Origin of the sequence: Cohnella mopanensis (genome assembly GCF_022352055.1) — a bacterium.
Classification (GTDB): domain Bacteria; phylum Bacillota; class Bacilli; order Paenibacillales; family Paenibacillaceae; genus Cohnella; species Cohnella mopanensis.
Genome location: NZ_JAKRWM010000004.1, coordinates 254,258 through 271,128, shown reverse-complemented (window position 1 = coordinate 271,128; position 16,871 = coordinate 254,258). Strand labels below are relative to the sequence as shown.

Genomic DNA, 16,871 nt, shown 5'->3' with positions numbered 1-16,871 from the left:
ACAAGGTGAGCCCCGCTACCGGGGGCTCACCTTAATGCCATACAGGCTATCGTTATTATGTCGTTAAAATTTCAACATTATAGTTAATGAACAAACCGGACTCAATGACTCCCGGTATGGACTTGATTTCTTTCTCGTAGTCCGACGTAATTTGATTAAAGCGAACGTCGAGGATCAGATTTCCCGCTTCCGTAATGACGGGACCATCCTTGGATACGGCCAATCTGAGATTGATGTCGTTCGCGCCCAGCTTGAGCAATTCCTCTTCGACCAGGTTTACCGCTCTTGGATCGACTTCGATCGGAGTCGCGAACTTTTCTCCTAAATACGTAACGAACTTAGACGAATCCACGAGAATATAGTTCTCGGGGGAGCTCTTCATGACGAGCTTCTCCGCGAACATTGCGCCGCCTCTACCTTTGATCAGGCTTTTCTGCGGGTCTACTTCGTCCGCACCGTCGAACGACCAATCCGGTCTTACGTTCAGCAAAGTCGACGTGTTCAAACCAAGGATGGAACAGGTTAGCGACACTTCATGCGACGTTGGAATAGCGAGAACGCTCAGGTTCTGCTCCTTCACCTTCTTGCTGATCGCCAGCAACGCCAAGAAGGACGTCGATCCGGAACCGACACCGATAACGTCTCCGTTCTTCACGCGCTCGGCAATCTTGTCCGCTACCTTTTCCTTTTGCTCTTTATTTGAAATTTCTCTCGACCACTGCAAAGTGGTCGCAATTTTATTGTCCCAAATCATGAACAAACCCTCGCTTCGATTAATGTGGACGTACCCGTAACCTGACATTTATTATAGCATGTTTGCCCGTTCCCGTTGCAATCCCGACCTATTTAATGATATGAGTTTTTTACGCTGGAACCTCGAGAGAACCTACCGTCAGCTTATAAAAAAACACCCTAGAGGGTGTCTATGTTGACGCGTTTATGCCGCTTTTTCGGATTCCATTCGGTCAGCGCTCTTAGCAAAGAACGGTAACGCACCCCATTTGCTCTCGATCAGGTGAACGGCGTACAGCGTAAGCAGCAGTCCCAGAAGCGCGCCGCAAACCGATAGCGGAATCGCCCATATGAAAGTAGGCTGGACGAAGAAGGGAACGAAGGAAACGGCCAGAATCGGAGGCGCGTTCCATTTGAGCTTCGTAATAAGCGTTATGACGATAATCGTATTAATGAACAAGGAGATCACTCCCGGGTGCAAGTACACTATAATCGTTCCGATCACCGAGCTTACGATAGCTCCGAAAGCGATCTTGCCGAGCTCCACCTTACTAAACGGCTTGGAGATAAACAGCAGGCTGAACGCCCCTATCGTCGGAAAAAATAGCGAATGCAAGGAAGGAATGTGCGTGGAAATCCAATAGATGACTACGATATAGAGACAGATTGCGATCATTTTTAAGTTCAACATTTCTCATTCTCACCCAATGAGCTATTTTATTCCCCTTATCGGATCACGTCAATGGGTGATTATAGTATCGTTATTCTGTCGCTTAAACGGTGTGCATTTCACGTAAGTCGCTAAAGTCTCCATCGGATTGCCTATTCTAACGCCCGTCTCTTCTTGAACCAACTTCGCCGCTTCCACCATGGACAATTGGGCAACGGAAATCGCCTTCCCATTCCCCTCTGCTAGAACTTCGCGCAGATATTCCGACAGCACGTGCTTGTATTGTTCATTCTGTCCCTGCATGATCAGCTCGAAGGTGTCGGGAATGACCCGAACCTCGATTGTCGGCTGTTTACCCATCGCGGTGGCATATTCGTTCAATCGCTTCATCGTACCTTCGACCGTTGCCGGATTCGTGAAGAGCAGCAGTTGCTCTTCATCCTGATGGCATACGAAGTTGAAGAATGGCTCGTCAATCTTAATAATGGGAACAGTGATGGCGAGTTGATCTTCTTGAAGAAGGGCAACGTAATTCGTACATGTAATAAGAATAGCATCCACGTTAGCTTGAGCCATCCATACCAGTTGCTCCTTCACTTTCCTTTCGGCATCGGATAAGCTGAACGACTCATCTGACGAGACTCGATAGACTAGAGCGGGGTCAACAAAATGCAGAAGCTCGGCCTCGACCGTGGAAAATGTCTTTTCTATGTAACTGATATTAGAATAATGGGCATGTAAGCAACCGATCCTTGGTTTCAAGATGACCACCCTTTATTTTTTCTTGCTATTCTAACACAACTCCTCGTGATCAGGGATGATGCTACAATAGTAAAAGAAAGAGCGAATACCCAAGAGTTCGGCATTCGCTCCCGCAAGGAGGTCTAAAAATGATACTGCATAAAGGCGAGGTGCTCTTTCGCCAAGGCGAATCCGGCTCCCTCTATCACCTCAAGAGCGGTCTTCTGAAAATCGTTCGCCTACACGAAGACGGTACCCCGGTCATGGTGAATATCATCGTCCCGAATGAAATCGTTCCCCACCATTCGTTAATTAGCCCCAATCCGAATTACGGAACGGCGATCGCGCTAGTCACCTGCGAAGTCGACGTCCTGTCTGCCAAGGAATGGTATCGGGATCTCGAAAGCAACCCGGACAAATGCCGGGACATCGCATTGCTCCTTCAAGATAAGCTGCGAATGATGCAGAGACGAATCGACCAATTGACGGAAGTCGCCCCCGCGGATAAACTTCGCAAGCTCCAAGCTTGGTTTCAGACCTTCTTCACGGACGTGATCTTAACGGAATTGCTCACTCAAGACGAGATCGCCCAATTCATCGGCCTCCGCAGGGAAACCGTAAACCGGTTGCTTCGTTCTCAAGCGAGCTCCAAGTTGCCCGCAGGACCGAAAAACTCATAGTGCACATCTGCCACAGGCACTCCCCACTCCTGTAAGGAACGATAGATCGCCTTCATGAAAGGCACAGGGCCGCAGAAATAGAAGCTGGCGTCTCGGGTCGGAATTGCGGCTTGCAACCAAGGCAAATCCACATAGCCTTCCTTATGGTAAGCATGCACCGCTTGATCTCGTTCCGTCGGCTTCTCATAACACCAATAAGCTTGTACTTGCGAATGCTTGCTGACAAGCTCCTCTACCTGATCTTTCATCGCATGCAAATTCCCGTTCTGCGCGGCGTGGATAAACGTCACCTGACGCTTTGGCTGCGTGTTCGCCAAAGTCTTGAGCATGCTGAACATAGGAGTCAAGCCAACTCCTCCACTTATTAGGACAACCGGGCGTTGATCATGCTCATTCAGAGTGAAGTCTCCAGCTGGAGCCGAAATCCGCAGCACGTCATTCTCGCCTACCTGTTGGTGCAAGTAGTTCGACACTTTGCCCGCCGGATGATCCGCGACGGCGTCTTCCCGCTTAACGGAAATACGATAATAAGGCATTCCTGAAACATCGGAAAGGCTATACTGACGAATATGCGTATTCTTCTCCCCGGGGATCTCAACCTTAACGCTTATATATTGCCCCGCTTCATAAGCTGCGATGCCTTTGCCGTCTTGCGGTACGAGATAGAAGGAAGTTATGACGTCGCTTTCCTTAACCTTCCTTGCCACCGTGAAGGCTCTAAAGTCCGCCCAGCCGCCGTCCTGCTCCTCCGACTGTTTATACATCTCTGCTTCTACGCTAATGAAGGCATCCGCAATGATCCCATAAGCCTCCGCCCATGCTTGCAGAATCTCATCCGTAGCCGCATCCCCGAGCACGTCTTTAATGGCAGCTAGCAGGTTCTGTCCAACAATCGGATAATGCTCGGCTTTAATGCCTAAGCTCCTATGCTTGTGTCCGATCTGCTTGACTACCGGAAGGATCGCTTCGAGCTTATCTATGTGTACTGCTGCGGCGTATACGGCATTCGCTAGCGCGGTTTGCTGTCTGCCCTGCTTCTGGTTGGCATGATTGAATATATTCAACAATTCGGGATGTTTAGTGAATAACATTTCATAGAACCGCTTCGTAATGGCCGTCCCATGCACCTCCAGAACCGGCACAGTGGATTTGATAATTTCAATGCTTTTTGCGCTTAGCATTCTGTTCCTCGCCCCTTTTCTATTTCGGAATGACCTAAGTATAGGCGTGGACTGCCCTCCTACTTGTGATTTCAGTCACACCAAAATGGGACAAAGTATGGCAACAAGGAAACCCGTATCCTTTCCGTGAAAAAGCACCGAAGCAGACCATGCTCCGGTGCCCACGCGCTCTAGCTCTGGTTTCTGTTATATGAGGGGTTGACTTATTTTCTGTTTTCATTTATCTTTAATTTAAGATTTATAAAATAAAGATATTTGATCAGAAGAAGGGAGTTCGTGAAAATGACTACATTTCGCAAAATAGAGGGAACGTATACGGGAGCGCCTTTCCACATGGTCGGAGACGGTTTCCGCGTATCCAACTACTTTCCGTCGGGAACCGATTTCGGCGAGCGCTTCAGCCCTTTTATATTAATGGACTATAACGCTCCTTACACTTTCCCGCCATCCGCCTCGGTAAAAGGGGTAGGAGCGCATCCGCATAGAGGTTTCGAGACGGTAACGATTGCTTACGAGGGATGGATCGAACACCACGACAACCATGGTAACCATGGGGTTATCGGTCCGGGAGACGTACAATGGATGACGGCCGGCTCCGGATTGCTGCACAAAGAATATCATGAGCCGGAATTCTCCAAGCGTGGCGGCCTCTTTCAGATGATCCAACTGTGGGTGAACTTGCCTCGCGAACATAAGATGCATCCGCCGAAATACCAAGAGCTGCTGAAGAGCGATATGGGTAAGATCGATTTACCGGAAGGCGGCGGAAGCGTGAGAGTCATCGCCGGCGATTACAACGGAGTGAAGGGCCCCGCGCAAACGTTTACCCCGATTAGCCTTTTCGATATCGCGCTTAAAGCGAACGGTAAAGCTCAATTCGAGCTGCCCTCCTCGCACAACACAGCCGCGCTGGTGCTCAAGGGATCGGCGAAAATCAACGACTCTAAAGTCGCCGGCGAAGGGGAATTCACTTTGTTCGAGAATACCGACGGGGAGATTCTCATCGAAGGCCTATCCGACGACACTCTCGTTATCGTGCTGAGCGGACAACCGTTGAATGAACCCGTTTTCCAACATGGACCTTTCGTGATGAACAGCCGCGAGGAATTAGTCGAAGCCTTCAAGGACTTCCAATCGGGGAAAATGGGCAGCTCGGACTTCTGACTTGGCTAGTCAGGTTTTGCCGGACTACAGGGTGGAATGTGCGGCTTCGACTCGCTCTAGTCAGGTTTTGCCGGACTGCGGACGAAGATGTTGATCAAATAAAAGAGCTGCCTCGACAGGTTGTGATCGCCTGTTGGGACAGCTCTTCTCTCTTATAAGCCCTTAATCTTGAGTACTTCGTATTTAACGACTCCCACGGGAGCGACGACACTGATGATATCGCCTACTTGCTTGCCGACCAATTCTTTACCGAGCGGGCTCTCGTAGGAAATTTTGTTCTCCATGACGTCCGCCTCGGCGGGGCCGACAATCTGATATTCCAATTCCTCGGCGTATTCGAGGTCGTTCAAGACGACGACCGCTCCGACTTTGACCGTAGAATGATCCAACCCGTCGGAATCGACGACTTTGGCTTTATTCAGCATTTTCTCGAGTATGATAATTCTCGTTTCCATGAATGATTGGTCGTTCTTAGCCGAGTGGTATTCGCTGTTTTCCTTGAGATCGCCATAGCTGATCGCCAGCTTGATACGGGCGGCGAGCTCCTTGCGCTTTACATATTTAAGATCATCAAGCTCCGCTTGCAGCTTGGCTAAACCTTCTTTGGTAAGAATCACTTCGTCGTTCACATTAGACATGATGTACAGCTCCCATTCGCTTTCTTCTGTATCCCATTTTAACCTATATTCCCTATAAGTACACTTTAATCGCTGAACCAGGCTTGCTTCATACGAATTACGCCTTCCTCGATTTGGCCTTCGTTCAGCCCTCCGAACCCTAGCATGAGATACGAAGATGGACATAACGATGCATCCATCCAGTGATGGATAGGCGAATAAGCTTTAACGCCCCGCTCCAACGCTCGTGCGATTAATTCCCCGCTGTCGCGATTATGCACGTCAAGCAATAGATGCAGTCCGGCTTTCTGCCCTATGATCTCTACCCGTTCCCCCATGTGATGATGGATGGATTTTATTAATATTTGGTGTTTGGTTTGGTACAGCTTTCTCATCTTGCGAATGTGCCGCTCGTAATGGCCATCCCGCATGAAATTTAGCATCGCTTTCTGCAGCAGCGGCGACACGGACTGGCTATACGGACGAATCCCTTGACGGAAAACAGCCGCAAGCTTTTCCGGCAATACGATATAACTCATGCGCACGGCGGGAAAGAAGGATTTGGAGAACGTCCCTAAGTAGATGACCCGATCGCCGCCGTCCATTGCCTTAAGCGCCGGAATAGGCTGCCCCTGATAACGAAATTCGCTATCGTAATCATCCTCGATGATCATGCCCTCGTTCTCGTATGCCCATTGCAGCAGTTGGCTTCGTTTCTGCACGGGAAGCACGCTTCCTAGCGGAAACTGGTGCGACGGCGTTACGTATACCGTACGAACGGCTTGCTGTCGCAAGGCATCGAGGTTTAAGCCGTCGGACTCCAGAGGGATCGGCACGATCTCTCGCCCATGGTTCATAAGCACCGTTCGGACTCCGTCATAGCCCGGATCCTCCATGCCCACCCGACTTGGCAACGGCAATACTTGGCAAAGCAGGCTAATCGCAATTTGCGTACCCGACGCGAGGAAGATCTGGTTCGGCGCGCAGGAGACACCTCGGAACTGGTATAAGTAGAGTGCAATCTCCTCGCGAAGTTGCTCGTTCCCTTGCGGATCGCCATAGCCGAGCACCTCGTATCCCTCGGTACCAAGCGCGTCCAGCAGACACTTCTTCCATGCCTTCATCGGGAACTTAGCCAGCTCGACGTTTCCATATTGAAAATCATACAAAACTCCCGGCTTATCCAACCGGGAATGGGACAACTCCTCCTTGCTCCTTGAAGCAACCGAACCGTTAACCAGCGTCATTCGCTCTAGAGGGAGCACGCGCAACCCGCTTCGCGGCCTGCTCTGCAAATAACCTTCGGCAAGTAGCTGCTGATAGGCCGTTTCCACCGTGTTCTTACTAAGCATTAAGTGAGCGGATAGCTGCCGAAGGGAGGGCAATCGGGTATTTTCCCGTAGGGTTCCCGTTAAAATCTCTTGTTTGATATAGCTATATAGTTGCTTATAGATTGGAATATCGCTTTGTTTGTCCAGTATCGGAGATAGTCCTATCATTTTCCCACACCCCAACTGTCCCTATGAATGAATTCAAATCTGTCACTTTCAACTATGACAGTTTGTTATTAGAATGATCTTACCACATCAGCGAGAGAGGACGGGAATGAAAATGAACCCCCTGCGAATGTACAAAAGGGAATGTAACGACCTGCGTAAAATCAACGCTTTCCTGGAACAAGCCCGAACCGGCTTTCTCGGACTATCTTCGCAAGACGTGCCTTACGTCATACCGCTGAATTACGTCTGGCGGAACGGCTCGATCTATTTCCACGGCGCTGCCGAGGGTAGAAAAGTCACTATACTCCAGCGCAATGCCTTGGCTTGCTTTACCGTATGCGAAGATCGGGGCACGGTCACCAACGTCATACCCGCCGACACGGACACCGCCTATATGAGCGTCATGGTGTTCGGATCCGTCTCGTTAGTCGCCGATCTTGAGGAGGCAACCGACGTCATGCAGGGCATGTTGGACAAATACGTGCCCGGATATTACGATAACCCCCTATCCAAGAGCCACGTCGAGAAATACGTTTCCTCGTTAGGAAGCAAAACCGCCGTGTACAAGTTAACCGCCTCCGACATTACCGCCAAAGAAAACGAAGCCCAAGAGGGTCATCTGTTCTACGCGGGCAAGACTCAGCATGATGAACCGGATTAAGCATAGACGGTTTATTTCCTCCCTCATTAAAATAAGGCACCCCGACGGGGTGCCTTTGGCCGTTCAACTGATGAGCCTCGCTCATACTTCCTTAATACTTTTATAAAGCAACAGCCTCTTCCACGGACTTCATATGATGCATAATGAATTGGGAAACGACCATGGAAAACAATTCTCTAGTCGAGCACGTATTCGTCTTTTCTTGAATTTTAGCCATATGGTTTTTTACCGTTTTCTCCGTAATGAATAGCTCGGTCGCCAACAGCCTGTTGCTATAACCGTATTTCGACAGGCAATAGACGACTTCTTGTTCCCTTTCAGTTAAACCATAGCTCTTGGAAAAGTGAGCAACGACGTCCGATAAATAGGATGATTCGTGCTGCATTACAAACAGACACCTCGATTTATACTTGATAGACTTAGGATGAGTTCCCCACAATTAACAATCATAATATAAAATTGTTAATTAACTATTTGCTCTTAATGGATATTCTATGTCATTAAGTGGGCTTTTCACTAGGAAACTCATCCCTAAGCAGTAAGTCGGGGTCTGCAGATCGTGCAAATCGCTAGTGTAGCAAGACTTCATCCAGCTTTAAAATCCCCACTAGACCATTTTGGGCTATTCCGATACCTACGAGATAATTGACATCTATGCCCCCCACCCTCTCAGGGGGCTGTTGAACGTCCGAGAACTTCGTCACTTGATTCACGCGATCGACGATAATTCCTACGGTATCCTCTAGATGATGAACAACGATAATTCGCGTCGTTCTGGAATAGTCCTTCTCTTGAAATCGTAACATATGCCGTAAGCTGACGACCGGAACAATCTTGCCCCTAAGGTTAATGACGCCTTTAACATAAGGCGTCACGTTAGGGATCGGAGTGATATCCTGAATTTTAATGATTTCATGAATATCTCGAATAGGAATCGCATATCGCTCTTGCTCTATGTCGAATTCGATGTATTGTTCATATGAAGCTGCCTGCATGCTCTCCCCCCTATATCTTGAAAATAGATACGGAGCTATTCAACTCCTCCGCGAGTTGTGCGAGAGATTGGGCAGTCGAAGCGGTTTCCTCGCTGCTGGCCGCCGCTTCTTCCGTGGCCGCCGATATGCTTTCGATGGAGAGGAATACTTCGGACGATTGAGCGGCCTGTTGTTCGCTCGCGGCGGCGATTTCCGCTACTCTGTGAGCGCTGTCATTCACCATCGCCATAATATGTTCGAAAGCTTCGCCGGTTTTCTGCGACGCAATAACGCCATCCTCCACCGCTTTCACGCTCATCTTGGTGTTGCTCTGCATCCCCTTAATAATTTTCGTAATTTGCTTGGTCGCCTCGCCGCTTCGTTCGGCCAGCTTTCTTACTTCGTCCGCGACAACCGCGAATCCCCGGCCTTGATCGCCTGCACGGGCTGCTTCTATAGCCGCGTTCAACGCAAGCAAGTTCGTCTGTTCCGCAATGTCGTCGATGACTTCGATAATTTCCCCGATCTTGTTCGAATCCTCTTCGAGCTTTGACATCTGCTCATTGACAATAGACATCCCGTTAACCGAAATCTGAACGACCTTACCTCCGTCTTGGGCGATGTTCATCGTTTGGTTGGATAGCTCCGACGCTTGCTCCGCGCTTCGCGCAACGGAATTAATGGCTACGGAAAGCTCCCGGAACAGCTCATTCATCAGTTGCGCGGAGTTTGCTTGGCTCATGCTTCCGCTGGCAATCTCCTCCGTGCTAGCCGAAATCTGCTGGGCAGCAGCAGATAGGCTTTCTGCGGAAGCCAGGATCCCGCCGACGGTCCCTCTTAGATTAAGCACCATAGCGTTAACGGATACTGCCAATTTCCCTATCTCATCCTTCGTGTCGATATCTGCCGTTTCGCTTAAATCGCCTTTGGCTACTTTGTCCACCAGCAGTACCATTCGATTTAACGGCCGAGAGATCATTCGGGAGATCACATAGCCGAATACGACGCTAATAAGCAGCGCCGCTATGATGACCGCCACTGTAATGGATCGCGAGGATTCGTATAGTTGTTCCGCAGCCTTACGGTCATCCCCCGCTATCTTAATGTTGGTAAGCACAAGGTCGACTACAATTTCCTCTAACTTATCGCCCGTTTCCTTAAACCCGCTATTGAGCAAATAATCCGTGAATTGCTCCGTATTTACATTATCCATGTTCATTTGAAGCGCTTCGTCCAAATAATCATTGTACTTTCCCCATAAAGGAGCAAACTTCTCCAGGTCATCCTTTTCCGATTCGGATAACTTATTCTGACTAAATTGGTTAATTCGCGTTTCTATCGTTTTTACTTGATCTAGAATTTGCTCCTTAAATTGCTTGTTCTCCGCCACGGTTCTAGCTATGATGTTCATATCTCTCAGGTCGACGTTAATATTATGATAGAGTGTCTGAACATAGCTCAGATCATTAATCGGCACAAGGTTCGAATCGTACATATTATCCAGAGATCGATCCAGTTTACCCAGGTTATTCAGACCGAACAATCCCGTAAAAAGCAATAAGATCGCAGATACCGTAAACGCAGTCGTCAGCTTTACCGCCGTTTTCCTATTACTGAACCATTTCATGATCCAACACCCCACCATCGCTAGATTTTCCCGAGATTTATTTAAGCGCTCTTTCCACGGACTCCAATACACGATCTGCTTGGAACGGCTTTACGATGAAATCCAAAGCTCCAGCTTGAATCGCCTGAACGACCATACCCTGTTGCCCCATTGCGGAGCACATGATGATTTTAGCTTTCGGGTACGCTGCTTTAATCTGTCTGACGGCCTCTGTTCCTTCCATGACCGGCATCGTGATGTCCATCGTGACCAGGTCCGGGTGTAATTCCTTGTACTTCGTAATGGCTTCGCTCCCGTCTCCGGCCTCGCCAACGACGGTATGCCCGCCCTTCTGCAAAATATCCTTAATCATCATCCGCATAAAAGCCGCATCATCTACGACTAGAATGTTTCCCATAGCAAACCGCTCCCTATTGTTGTAAAAGTAGAATCATATTCACTTCACCGACATCGGCTATATGTACAAGTACCGAGATTCCCTTCTCGAATCCAAACATCTGAAACTTTCCCACCACGACCGTAGGAGGCGTAATATCGATTTTATGCCCTTTTTGAAAAAGAATAGATGAAGTTTTGCCTGCGATCATATTGGCGATTTCACCCACGCAGCTATGCAGCATCTCGCCTTCAAGGGGCATTCCGAACATCGCCTCGCCTAACTTGCTGAAGGCAGGGGATTCTCCTTCAAGCACGATTCGGCCCGACACTTCTCCAGTAATGCCGATCAGTACGCTCATCTCAATCTGTGTTTCCGTTTGCTGAAAGGCTTTGGGCGGATAAATCTGCGTTACCCTCGGGATAACCTGACTTAACGATTCCACAGCGCTGTTCACCAAATCTCTAACGCCTTCCTGACTGCTCATCTGTACCCTCCTTACTAGCTATGATCGGTTCATAATTCTTAAGGACTAGCTTGATCATAAGCTCGCCATACCTATTGGTAACCGAAAATATATGGCGTGCTCACGCATTTCTTTTGCGGAACCCTGCATAGGCGCGCAAGAAAAAACCCATTCGCCGGAGATTGCAAATGGGTTCCAAGTTCCTATCGAAATTCTACGGTTGTTCTAGTCATTGAATAAAGTCCGCATCCGTCAAAAATCCCATTTGTTTCGCTTTGAGCGCCGCTTCGACTCTGGATTTCACGTTTAACTTGCTAAATAGATTCGTTAAGCAATATTCCAGTGAACGTTGGCTCATCAGAGCGAGCTCGGCAATTACCTTATTGCTCTTTCCTTTGGCAATTTCCTTCAGTATTTCGTATTCCTTATTGCTGATCGCCAGTGCCGCTTGTTTCCAATCCTTCGTCTCCAACGTCTGTAGCTTTGCTCTTCGCAATTGCTTCACCAACGAGATCGGCAAGACGGCTTCTCCCCGCAACGCGCACCTTACAGCGGTTACGAGTTGCTCGCTATTCGAGGTCTTGAGGATAAAGCCGCTTATCCCGGCTTCGATCATTAAGTTAAAATGATTATTAAATTCAAAGCCCGTATAGATAAGAATGATAGCATCAGGCCTCATTCTTAACACCTTCTTAGCTAGATCGATCCCGTTAACTTCCCCGATATGCAGGTCGAATAGCATAGCATCATACAGTTGGGCATCGATTTTCTCCAATGCCGCCTCGACCGAATTGGCTATCGATACACTCATATCGCCTTCCTGTTCCAGAATCATTCTAGTCCCTTCCATAACCGATGGATGGTCGTCCACTAACAGAATATGAATCATGCTGTCTACTCCTCGAGAAGTTATTCACTCTGCCTTATTCCCGAGTGGGGATAGTAATGAAAACCGCCAGCCCGTTATTAGCCGACGAGCTGAATTCGATAGTCCCATCCATACTCCGCACTCTCTCCTTCATTCCATAAATACCCATTGTATGGTAAGAGTCGATCGTCGTCCTAATGTCCATTCCAATTCCGTTGTCTTCATAAACCAGATGAATACGATCGGGCAAACTCGACAATGAGAGTCGAACTTCCGTTGCCTGAGAATGCTTCGTGGCATTCGCCAGCAACTCTTGCACAATCCGATAGAGGCCAATTAACTGCTCATCGCTAATTCTATGATTATATTCAACCGTGTCGAATCGGATAGCATAGTTCGTGCGCAATTGCGTAAAATCAAACAACGCTTGCAGCGACGATGTCAGACCTTCTTCTTTTAACAAAGGAGGTCTTAATTCATTACAGGTGAGACGAATTTGATAGATGACGTCCAATAAGCCCTCGGCAATTTGTCCCAATTGTTCCCGAACGTTCCCAGTCATGGATTCATCCATCATAAGAAGGTCCAGCTTACGATACCAAATAATTTGCTCTTGTAACGCCGCGTCGTGCAAATCCTGCGACAGACGCTTGCGCTCGTTCTCGGATACATTAAACAGCAGCCGGAGTAGCCACGTTGGCGCCACTTGCTTCGCTGCGCTCTGTTCCAACTCCCTGCTTAAGTCTTCTATTAATAAGAAATTATCGAATAGAACGCTGACATATCGGGCAATCGTCTGCAGCCATACTCTCTGCGTCTCTATTTGTAACGTCGACGGTTTCTCGTCGATACAGAGCAAGTAGCTCTTACTTCTAATCTCCCCGATTTTTAAGTAGTACCCCTCATCCGTCTCTATAATTTCGCATAATCTATCGTTATTGTTTTCTACCTCTCTTAAGCAGACCCGGCTGGCTTTCATAATTTCCCGAACTTCTCTTACCAGGCGCCGCTCTAGCTGGCTCACTTTCATAACCCCGAATAGATCAAGTGAAAATTGATCCAAGCTCGTTAACAGGCGGCAATGCCGAAGCTCGCTTTCGATCAGCTTCTTCTCGATCTTTACTTTCTCCGTAATATCCCTTCCCAGGGCGATAACGCTGATGACTTCCCCTTCATTACAGAAAACGGGAGTACTTAGAGTTTCAAGATAGATCGTCGTGCCGTCCGCATGAGGAATCCGATAGCGCATCAGTCTATCGTTCTTCGTCTCAATAAGCTTGCGGATTTCACTGTTCAATGTTTCCCTGTCCTCGGGATGAATATAATTCGATAGATTTTTGCCGCTAAAGGAATCCTCTGCAAACCCCAACACTTTCCCGCAGGAGGGAGATGCAAACAAGATGTTCCCTTGAAGATCGAGCATGCCCATTATATCCGTCATGTTATCGGTTATTAACCGATATTGTGCATCTCGATTAGCCAGCTCCTGCTCGATGTTCTTCTTAGCCGTAATATCTTTACAGATGACGAATGCGCCCTCGGCGCGGTTATTGACGAAGATCGGGATGAGCTTCATTTCCCAATGAAACCTATTGCCATTCTTATGGCGCGACGTCATTTCGAACGCTTCGGAGTTGCCTTGCAAAGCCATCTCGAAATACTTCGTCATTAGCTGTATATTATCATCTCCGAATACTTCATCCATCGAGAAATCGGCCCCCTCGCCTAGCAGCCGTTCTCCGGTTATTCTCTCGGCCGAGGGATTAATATCTACCACGTTTCCGTGCAGATCCAATTCGCAAATGACATCGAGATTGTATTCGAATAACGATTTGTACCGCTGCTCGCTTCGTTGCAGCTCATGCTCCATCGTTTTTCTTGCCGTGATATCGATAATGAACCCTTCGAATCGAGTGATTTCTCCCCGCTCGTCCTCGTTAGGAATAACTCCCACATGGACCCAGCGAATCTCTCCGTTCGCATGCCAAATCCGGTATTCGCTATGGTCTGGAATCCCTCTTCGTATGTTTGCCCACAACATTCTAAATAACGGTAAATCGTCAGGATATACACAATTCATCCAGCCGTCCACATCTCTAAACCTATCTATCGGATATCCGGTCATTCTAGTCAATGCTTCGAATGCGCAAACGAATGTATGGGTGAGTAAATGATACGACCAGATTGCCGCATCTATCATATTGATCATCTGTTCGAACAGTCTGTTCTGATTCTCTAATTGCTTTCGGTCGGCTATATCTACGCTGTCGATTGAACTCATTCCGCGGCCATCTTCTCCTTATGCCTGAACCTAGTAGAGTCATTGTGCTAGCCCCTTCTGACCTTTACATAATTCGACCTTATCGTCTGCTTTCCTTCATATAAAAATTAGTACTAATAGAATGCGGAATCTCATATCGTTAGACTAGGTCGGACAGGGATTAAAATACTTACAAATGGAAGACGTTATCTGTTAGAATAAGCTTTAGTAAAAATCATATGTTATCGATGAGGTGCCCTTGTTGTATCAAGGGGTAACAGGGAATCGGGTGCAAATCCCGAGCGGTCCCGCCACTGTAATCGGGGAGTTTCCTCCACTATGTCACTCGGCCCTTGGGCCGGGGAAGACGGAGGCAATGCCGATCCGAGAGCCAGGAGACCTACCTAATCGATTACACCCTATTCCTTCGCGGAGAGGAGAGGTGTGCGTATATTCAACTGACAACGGTAGGGCTTGTTGTCTTTTGCTGCGTACCCCTAGACCATCCCCACGGATCGGTCTTTTTTGTTATGCGTTAAACATTGTTAAGGAGGAAAATCGCATGAAAGCAAGTCAGAGTATTCGATTATTGCTAGTTGTCCTTGGGCTCGTTGGGTATTTTCTAATCAATGAGCCTCAATCGGCGTATGCCATGCACATTATGGAGGGTTTCCTCCCTGTCGGCTGGGCTGTCTTCTGGTGGGTAGCTTTTATTCCGTTCTTCGTATTCGGCTTGAGAGCGCTTAGGAAAATCACCAAGGAAACTCCCGAGCTTAAGCTGATGCTGGGATTAGCCGCAGCTTTCACCTTCGTGCTATCCGCTTTGAAAATCCCTTCCGTTACCGGCAGCAGCTCGCACCCGACCGGGACAGGCCTCGGATCAGTCATGTTCGGACCGCTTCCGATGAGCGTGCTGGGCTCCATTGTCCTTCTTTTCCAAGCCGTTCTTCTCGCCCATGGCGGAATTACTACGCTCGGCGCCAACGCTTTCTCCATGGCCGTCTGCGGTCCGATCATTGGTTATTTCGTGTATAAGTGGTTGATGAAGGCCACTGGCAGGCAGAATCTTGCGATTTTCTGCGCTGCGGCGCTTGCCGACCTCTCTACCTATGTTGTTACCTCAGTGCAACTCGCGCTTGCTTTTCCATCCGAGAGCGGCGGTTTCATCGCTTCGTTCTTGAAATTCGGAGGCATCTTCGCCGTTACGCAAATTCCTCTCGCGATTAGCGAAGGGTTGCTCACCGTCTTGATCTGGGGCTGGCTGAAATCCCATAGCACGGATGAATTGTCGATTCTTCAACGCAAAATGAAAGGAGCTGAAACTGCATGAAATTAGCTACGAGAAACATTCTGCTACTTATCGGCGTCGTTCTGCTCGCTGTTGTTCCCTTGATTGTGGTCAATGGCGAATTCGGAGGAGCAGATAATGCCGCCGAAGCGCTAATCCAAGAAATTCATCCTACATACGTGCCTTGGTTCTCCTCCTTCTTCGAGCTTCCTGCCGAGACCGAGAGCATGCTATTCGCACTGCAAGCGGCCATTGGCGCAGGTGTTATCGGATACGTTATCGGTTACTTCAAAGGAAAATCACGTAAAAAGCCGAACGACGATGCTTAAGCTGATTGACTCGCTCTCTTACGGCAACGCGCTGCGTTCCGCATCCCCCTTGTGGAAATGCGGCTTCGCAGCGATTTTGTTCCTGCTTGCCTATTTAACGCAGCCCCCGGTTCAATTGATGATCGTCGTCTGGATGCTCATCTGGATAACCTGGCATGCGAAGATTCCCGCCAAGCATGCTTTGCTGCTGCTCGGAGGTTCCTGCTTGTTCTTCATTGCCAGCCTTCCGGCCCTCATCATTGAGATTAAGCCCTGGACCGTATTCCTATCCCAGAGGGGCATAGATTCCGCTGGTTATTTGTTCTGCCGTATGCTCGCTTGCTTGTCCGTTATGTTCTTCCTGATCTTAACGACTCCCTTCCAACAATTGCTGCAGGTAATGACTAAGCTGAAGATTCCCTCTCTTGTGTTGGAGCTTATGTTGATTACATATCGGTTTCTGTTCCTATTTATGGACACCGCGCAAGAAATGTACGTTGCTCAGAAAGCGCGAGGAGGACATAACGGATTTCGAAACAAGCTACGCGATATGGCCATTTTGATTGTCCGATTATTCATTAAATCCATGCACCGATATAAGGGGCTATCGAATGGTCTAATCTCTAGAGGCTTTACCGACGAGATTCGCTTGGCTCCTTACGAAGCGGCGCCATTAGCCCATCGATACCGATTAGAGATCGGGATGGGGATTATTATTTTACTGCTAACGGATAGTTGGCTGCGTTGGGGGGTATAGGG

Annotated in this window: 19 protein-coding genes and 1 riboswitch; of the genes, 6 read left to right on the top strand and 13 right to left on the bottom strand. The window is 48.5% G+C overall.

Features of this window, described 5'->3' with window-relative positions; all coding sequences use genetic code 11:
- Positions 1-55: 55 nt before the first annotated feature.
- The 3 genes from rpiA to L3D05_RS08590 form a co-directional block, all read right to left on the bottom strand.
- On the bottom strand, positions 56-754 hold the full coding sequence (gene rpiA / locus L3D05_RS08600) for a ribose 5-phosphate isomerase A (protein WP_239615619.1): 699 nt from the start codon (positions 752-754) through the stop codon (positions 56-58).
- A 183-nt stretch (positions 755-937) separates the two neighbouring features.
- Positions 938-1,423, bottom strand: coding sequence for a hypothetical protein (locus L3D05_RS08595; RefSeq protein WP_239615618.1), 486 nt, complete (start codon positions 1,421-1,423; stop codon positions 938-940).
- 48 nt (positions 1,424-1,471) lie between these two features.
- Entirely contained in the window at positions 1,472-2,164 is a 693-nt protein-coding gene (locus tag L3D05_RS08590) for an aspartate/glutamate racemase family protein (RefSeq protein WP_239615617.1), read from the bottom strand.
- 128 nt (positions 2,165-2,292) lie between these two features.
- Here L3D05_RS08590 and L3D05_RS08585 point away from each other — a divergent pair, with 128 nt between their 5' ends.
- Complete coding sequence (locus tag L3D05_RS08585) at positions 2,293-2,823, top strand: Crp/Fnr family transcriptional regulator (RefSeq protein WP_239615616.1); 531 nt, start codon at positions 2,293-2,295, stop codon at positions 2,821-2,823.
- Here the strand turns inward: L3D05_RS08585 and hmpA are convergent.
- Entirely contained in the window at positions 2,781-4,004 is a 1,224-nt protein-coding gene (gene hmpA / locus L3D05_RS08580) for an NO-inducible flavohemoprotein (RefSeq protein ID WP_239615615.1), read from the bottom strand. The two genes, L3D05_RS08585 and hmpA, sit on opposite strands and share 43 nt — an antisense overlap.
- A gap of 282 nt (positions 4,005-4,286) precedes the next feature.
- On the opposite strand from hmpA, the gene L3D05_RS08575 reads away from it, so the two are divergent.
- Positions 4,287-5,168 (top strand): pirin family protein, encoded by an 882-nt coding sequence (locus L3D05_RS08575; protein WP_239615614.1) that lies wholly within the window; start codon positions 4,287-4,289, stop codon positions 5,166-5,168.
- A gap of 152 nt (positions 5,169-5,320) precedes the next feature.
- Here L3D05_RS08575 and greA read toward each other — a convergent pair whose 3' ends face one another.
- Positions 5,321-5,806 carry a transcription elongation factor GreA gene (greA, locus tag L3D05_RS08570; protein WP_239615613.1) on the bottom strand — a complete coding sequence of 162 codons (486 nt, stop codon included), beginning with the start codon at positions 5,804-5,806 and terminating at the stop codon, positions 5,321-5,323.
- 65 nt (positions 5,807-5,871) lie between these two features.
- The gene (gene pdxR, locus L3D05_RS08565) at positions 5,872-7,284 is read right to left on the bottom strand and encodes a MocR-like pyridoxine biosynthesis transcription factor PdxR (protein ID WP_239615612.1); all 1,413 of its coding nucleotides are present in this window, start codon (positions 7,282-7,284) and stop codon (positions 5,872-5,874) included.
- 106 nt (positions 7,285-7,390) lie between these two features.
- Here pdxR and L3D05_RS08560 point away from each other — a divergent pair, with 106 nt between their 5' ends.
- On the top strand, positions 7,391-7,945 hold the full coding sequence (locus L3D05_RS08560; RefSeq protein WP_369417960.1) for a pyridoxamine 5'-phosphate oxidase family protein: 555 nt from the start codon (positions 7,391-7,393) through the stop codon (positions 7,943-7,945).
- Positions 7,946-8,045: 100 nt separating this feature from the next.
- Here the strand turns inward: L3D05_RS08560 and L3D05_RS08555 are convergent, their stop codons facing one another.
- The 7 genes from L3D05_RS08555 to L3D05_RS08525 form a co-directional block, all read right to left on the bottom strand.
- On the bottom strand, positions 8,046-8,330 hold the full coding sequence (locus L3D05_RS08555) for a helix-turn-helix transcriptional regulator (protein ID WP_239615611.1): 285 nt from the start codon (positions 8,328-8,330) through the stop codon (positions 8,046-8,048).
- Positions 8,331-8,514: 184 nt separating this feature from the next.
- Positions 8,515-8,940, bottom strand: a complete 426-nt coding sequence (locus L3D05_RS08550) for a chemotaxis protein CheW (protein ID WP_239615610.1) — start codon at positions 8,938-8,940, stop codon at positions 8,515-8,517.
- Between the two features lie 10 nt (positions 8,941-8,950).
- Positions 8,951-10,546, bottom strand: coding sequence for a methyl-accepting chemotaxis protein (locus L3D05_RS08545; protein ID WP_239615609.1), 1,596 nt, complete (start codon positions 10,544-10,546; stop codon positions 8,951-8,953).
- Between the two features lie 37 nt (positions 10,547-10,583).
- Positions 10,584-10,943, bottom strand: coding sequence for a response regulator (locus L3D05_RS08540; RefSeq protein ID WP_239615608.1), 360 nt, complete (start codon positions 10,941-10,943; stop codon positions 10,584-10,586).
- Between the two features lie 13 nt (positions 10,944-10,956).
- A complete protein-coding gene (locus L3D05_RS08535; protein ID WP_239615607.1) occupies positions 10,957-11,409 on the bottom strand; it encodes a chemotaxis protein CheX in 453 nt (150 codons plus the stop codon).
- A gap of 208 nt (positions 11,410-11,617) precedes the next feature.
- Entirely contained in the window at positions 11,618-12,277 is a 660-nt protein-coding gene (locus L3D05_RS08530) for a response regulator transcription factor (protein WP_239615606.1), read from the bottom strand.
- A 34-nt stretch (positions 12,278-12,311) separates the two neighbouring features.
- On the bottom strand, positions 12,312-14,537 hold the full coding sequence (locus tag L3D05_RS08525; protein ID WP_239615605.1) for a PAS domain S-box protein: 2,226 nt from the start codon (positions 14,535-14,537) through the stop codon (positions 12,312-12,314).
- Between the two features lie 213 nt (positions 14,538-14,750).
- Positions 14,751-14,938: riboswitch (cobalamin riboswitch) on the top strand.
- A 140-nt stretch (positions 14,939-15,078) separates the two neighbouring features.
- Here L3D05_RS08525 and L3D05_RS08520 point away from each other — a divergent pair.
- From L3D05_RS08520 to cbiQ, 3 genes are read left to right on the top strand one after another with little or no spacing between them, the layout of a single operon-like run.
- Positions 15,079-15,846, top strand: coding sequence for an energy-coupling factor ABC transporter permease (locus L3D05_RS08520; RefSeq protein ID WP_239615604.1), 768 nt, complete (start codon positions 15,079-15,081; stop codon positions 15,844-15,846).
- Positions 15,843-16,133: an energy-coupling factor ABC transporter substrate-binding protein gene (locus tag L3D05_RS08515; protein WP_239615603.1), complete on the top strand. Its 291-nt coding sequence runs from the start codon at positions 15,843-15,845 to the stop codon at positions 16,131-16,133. Before L3D05_RS08520 ends, L3D05_RS08515 begins: the two co-directional genes overlap by 4 nt.
- Positions 16,126-16,869, top strand: a complete 744-nt coding sequence (gene cbiQ / locus L3D05_RS08510) for a cobalt ECF transporter T component CbiQ (RefSeq protein WP_239615602.1) — start codon at positions 16,126-16,128, stop codon at positions 16,867-16,869. The genes L3D05_RS08515 and cbiQ overlap by 8 nt, the downstream gene beginning before the upstream one ends.
- Positions 16,870-16,871: the final 2 nt, after the last annotated feature.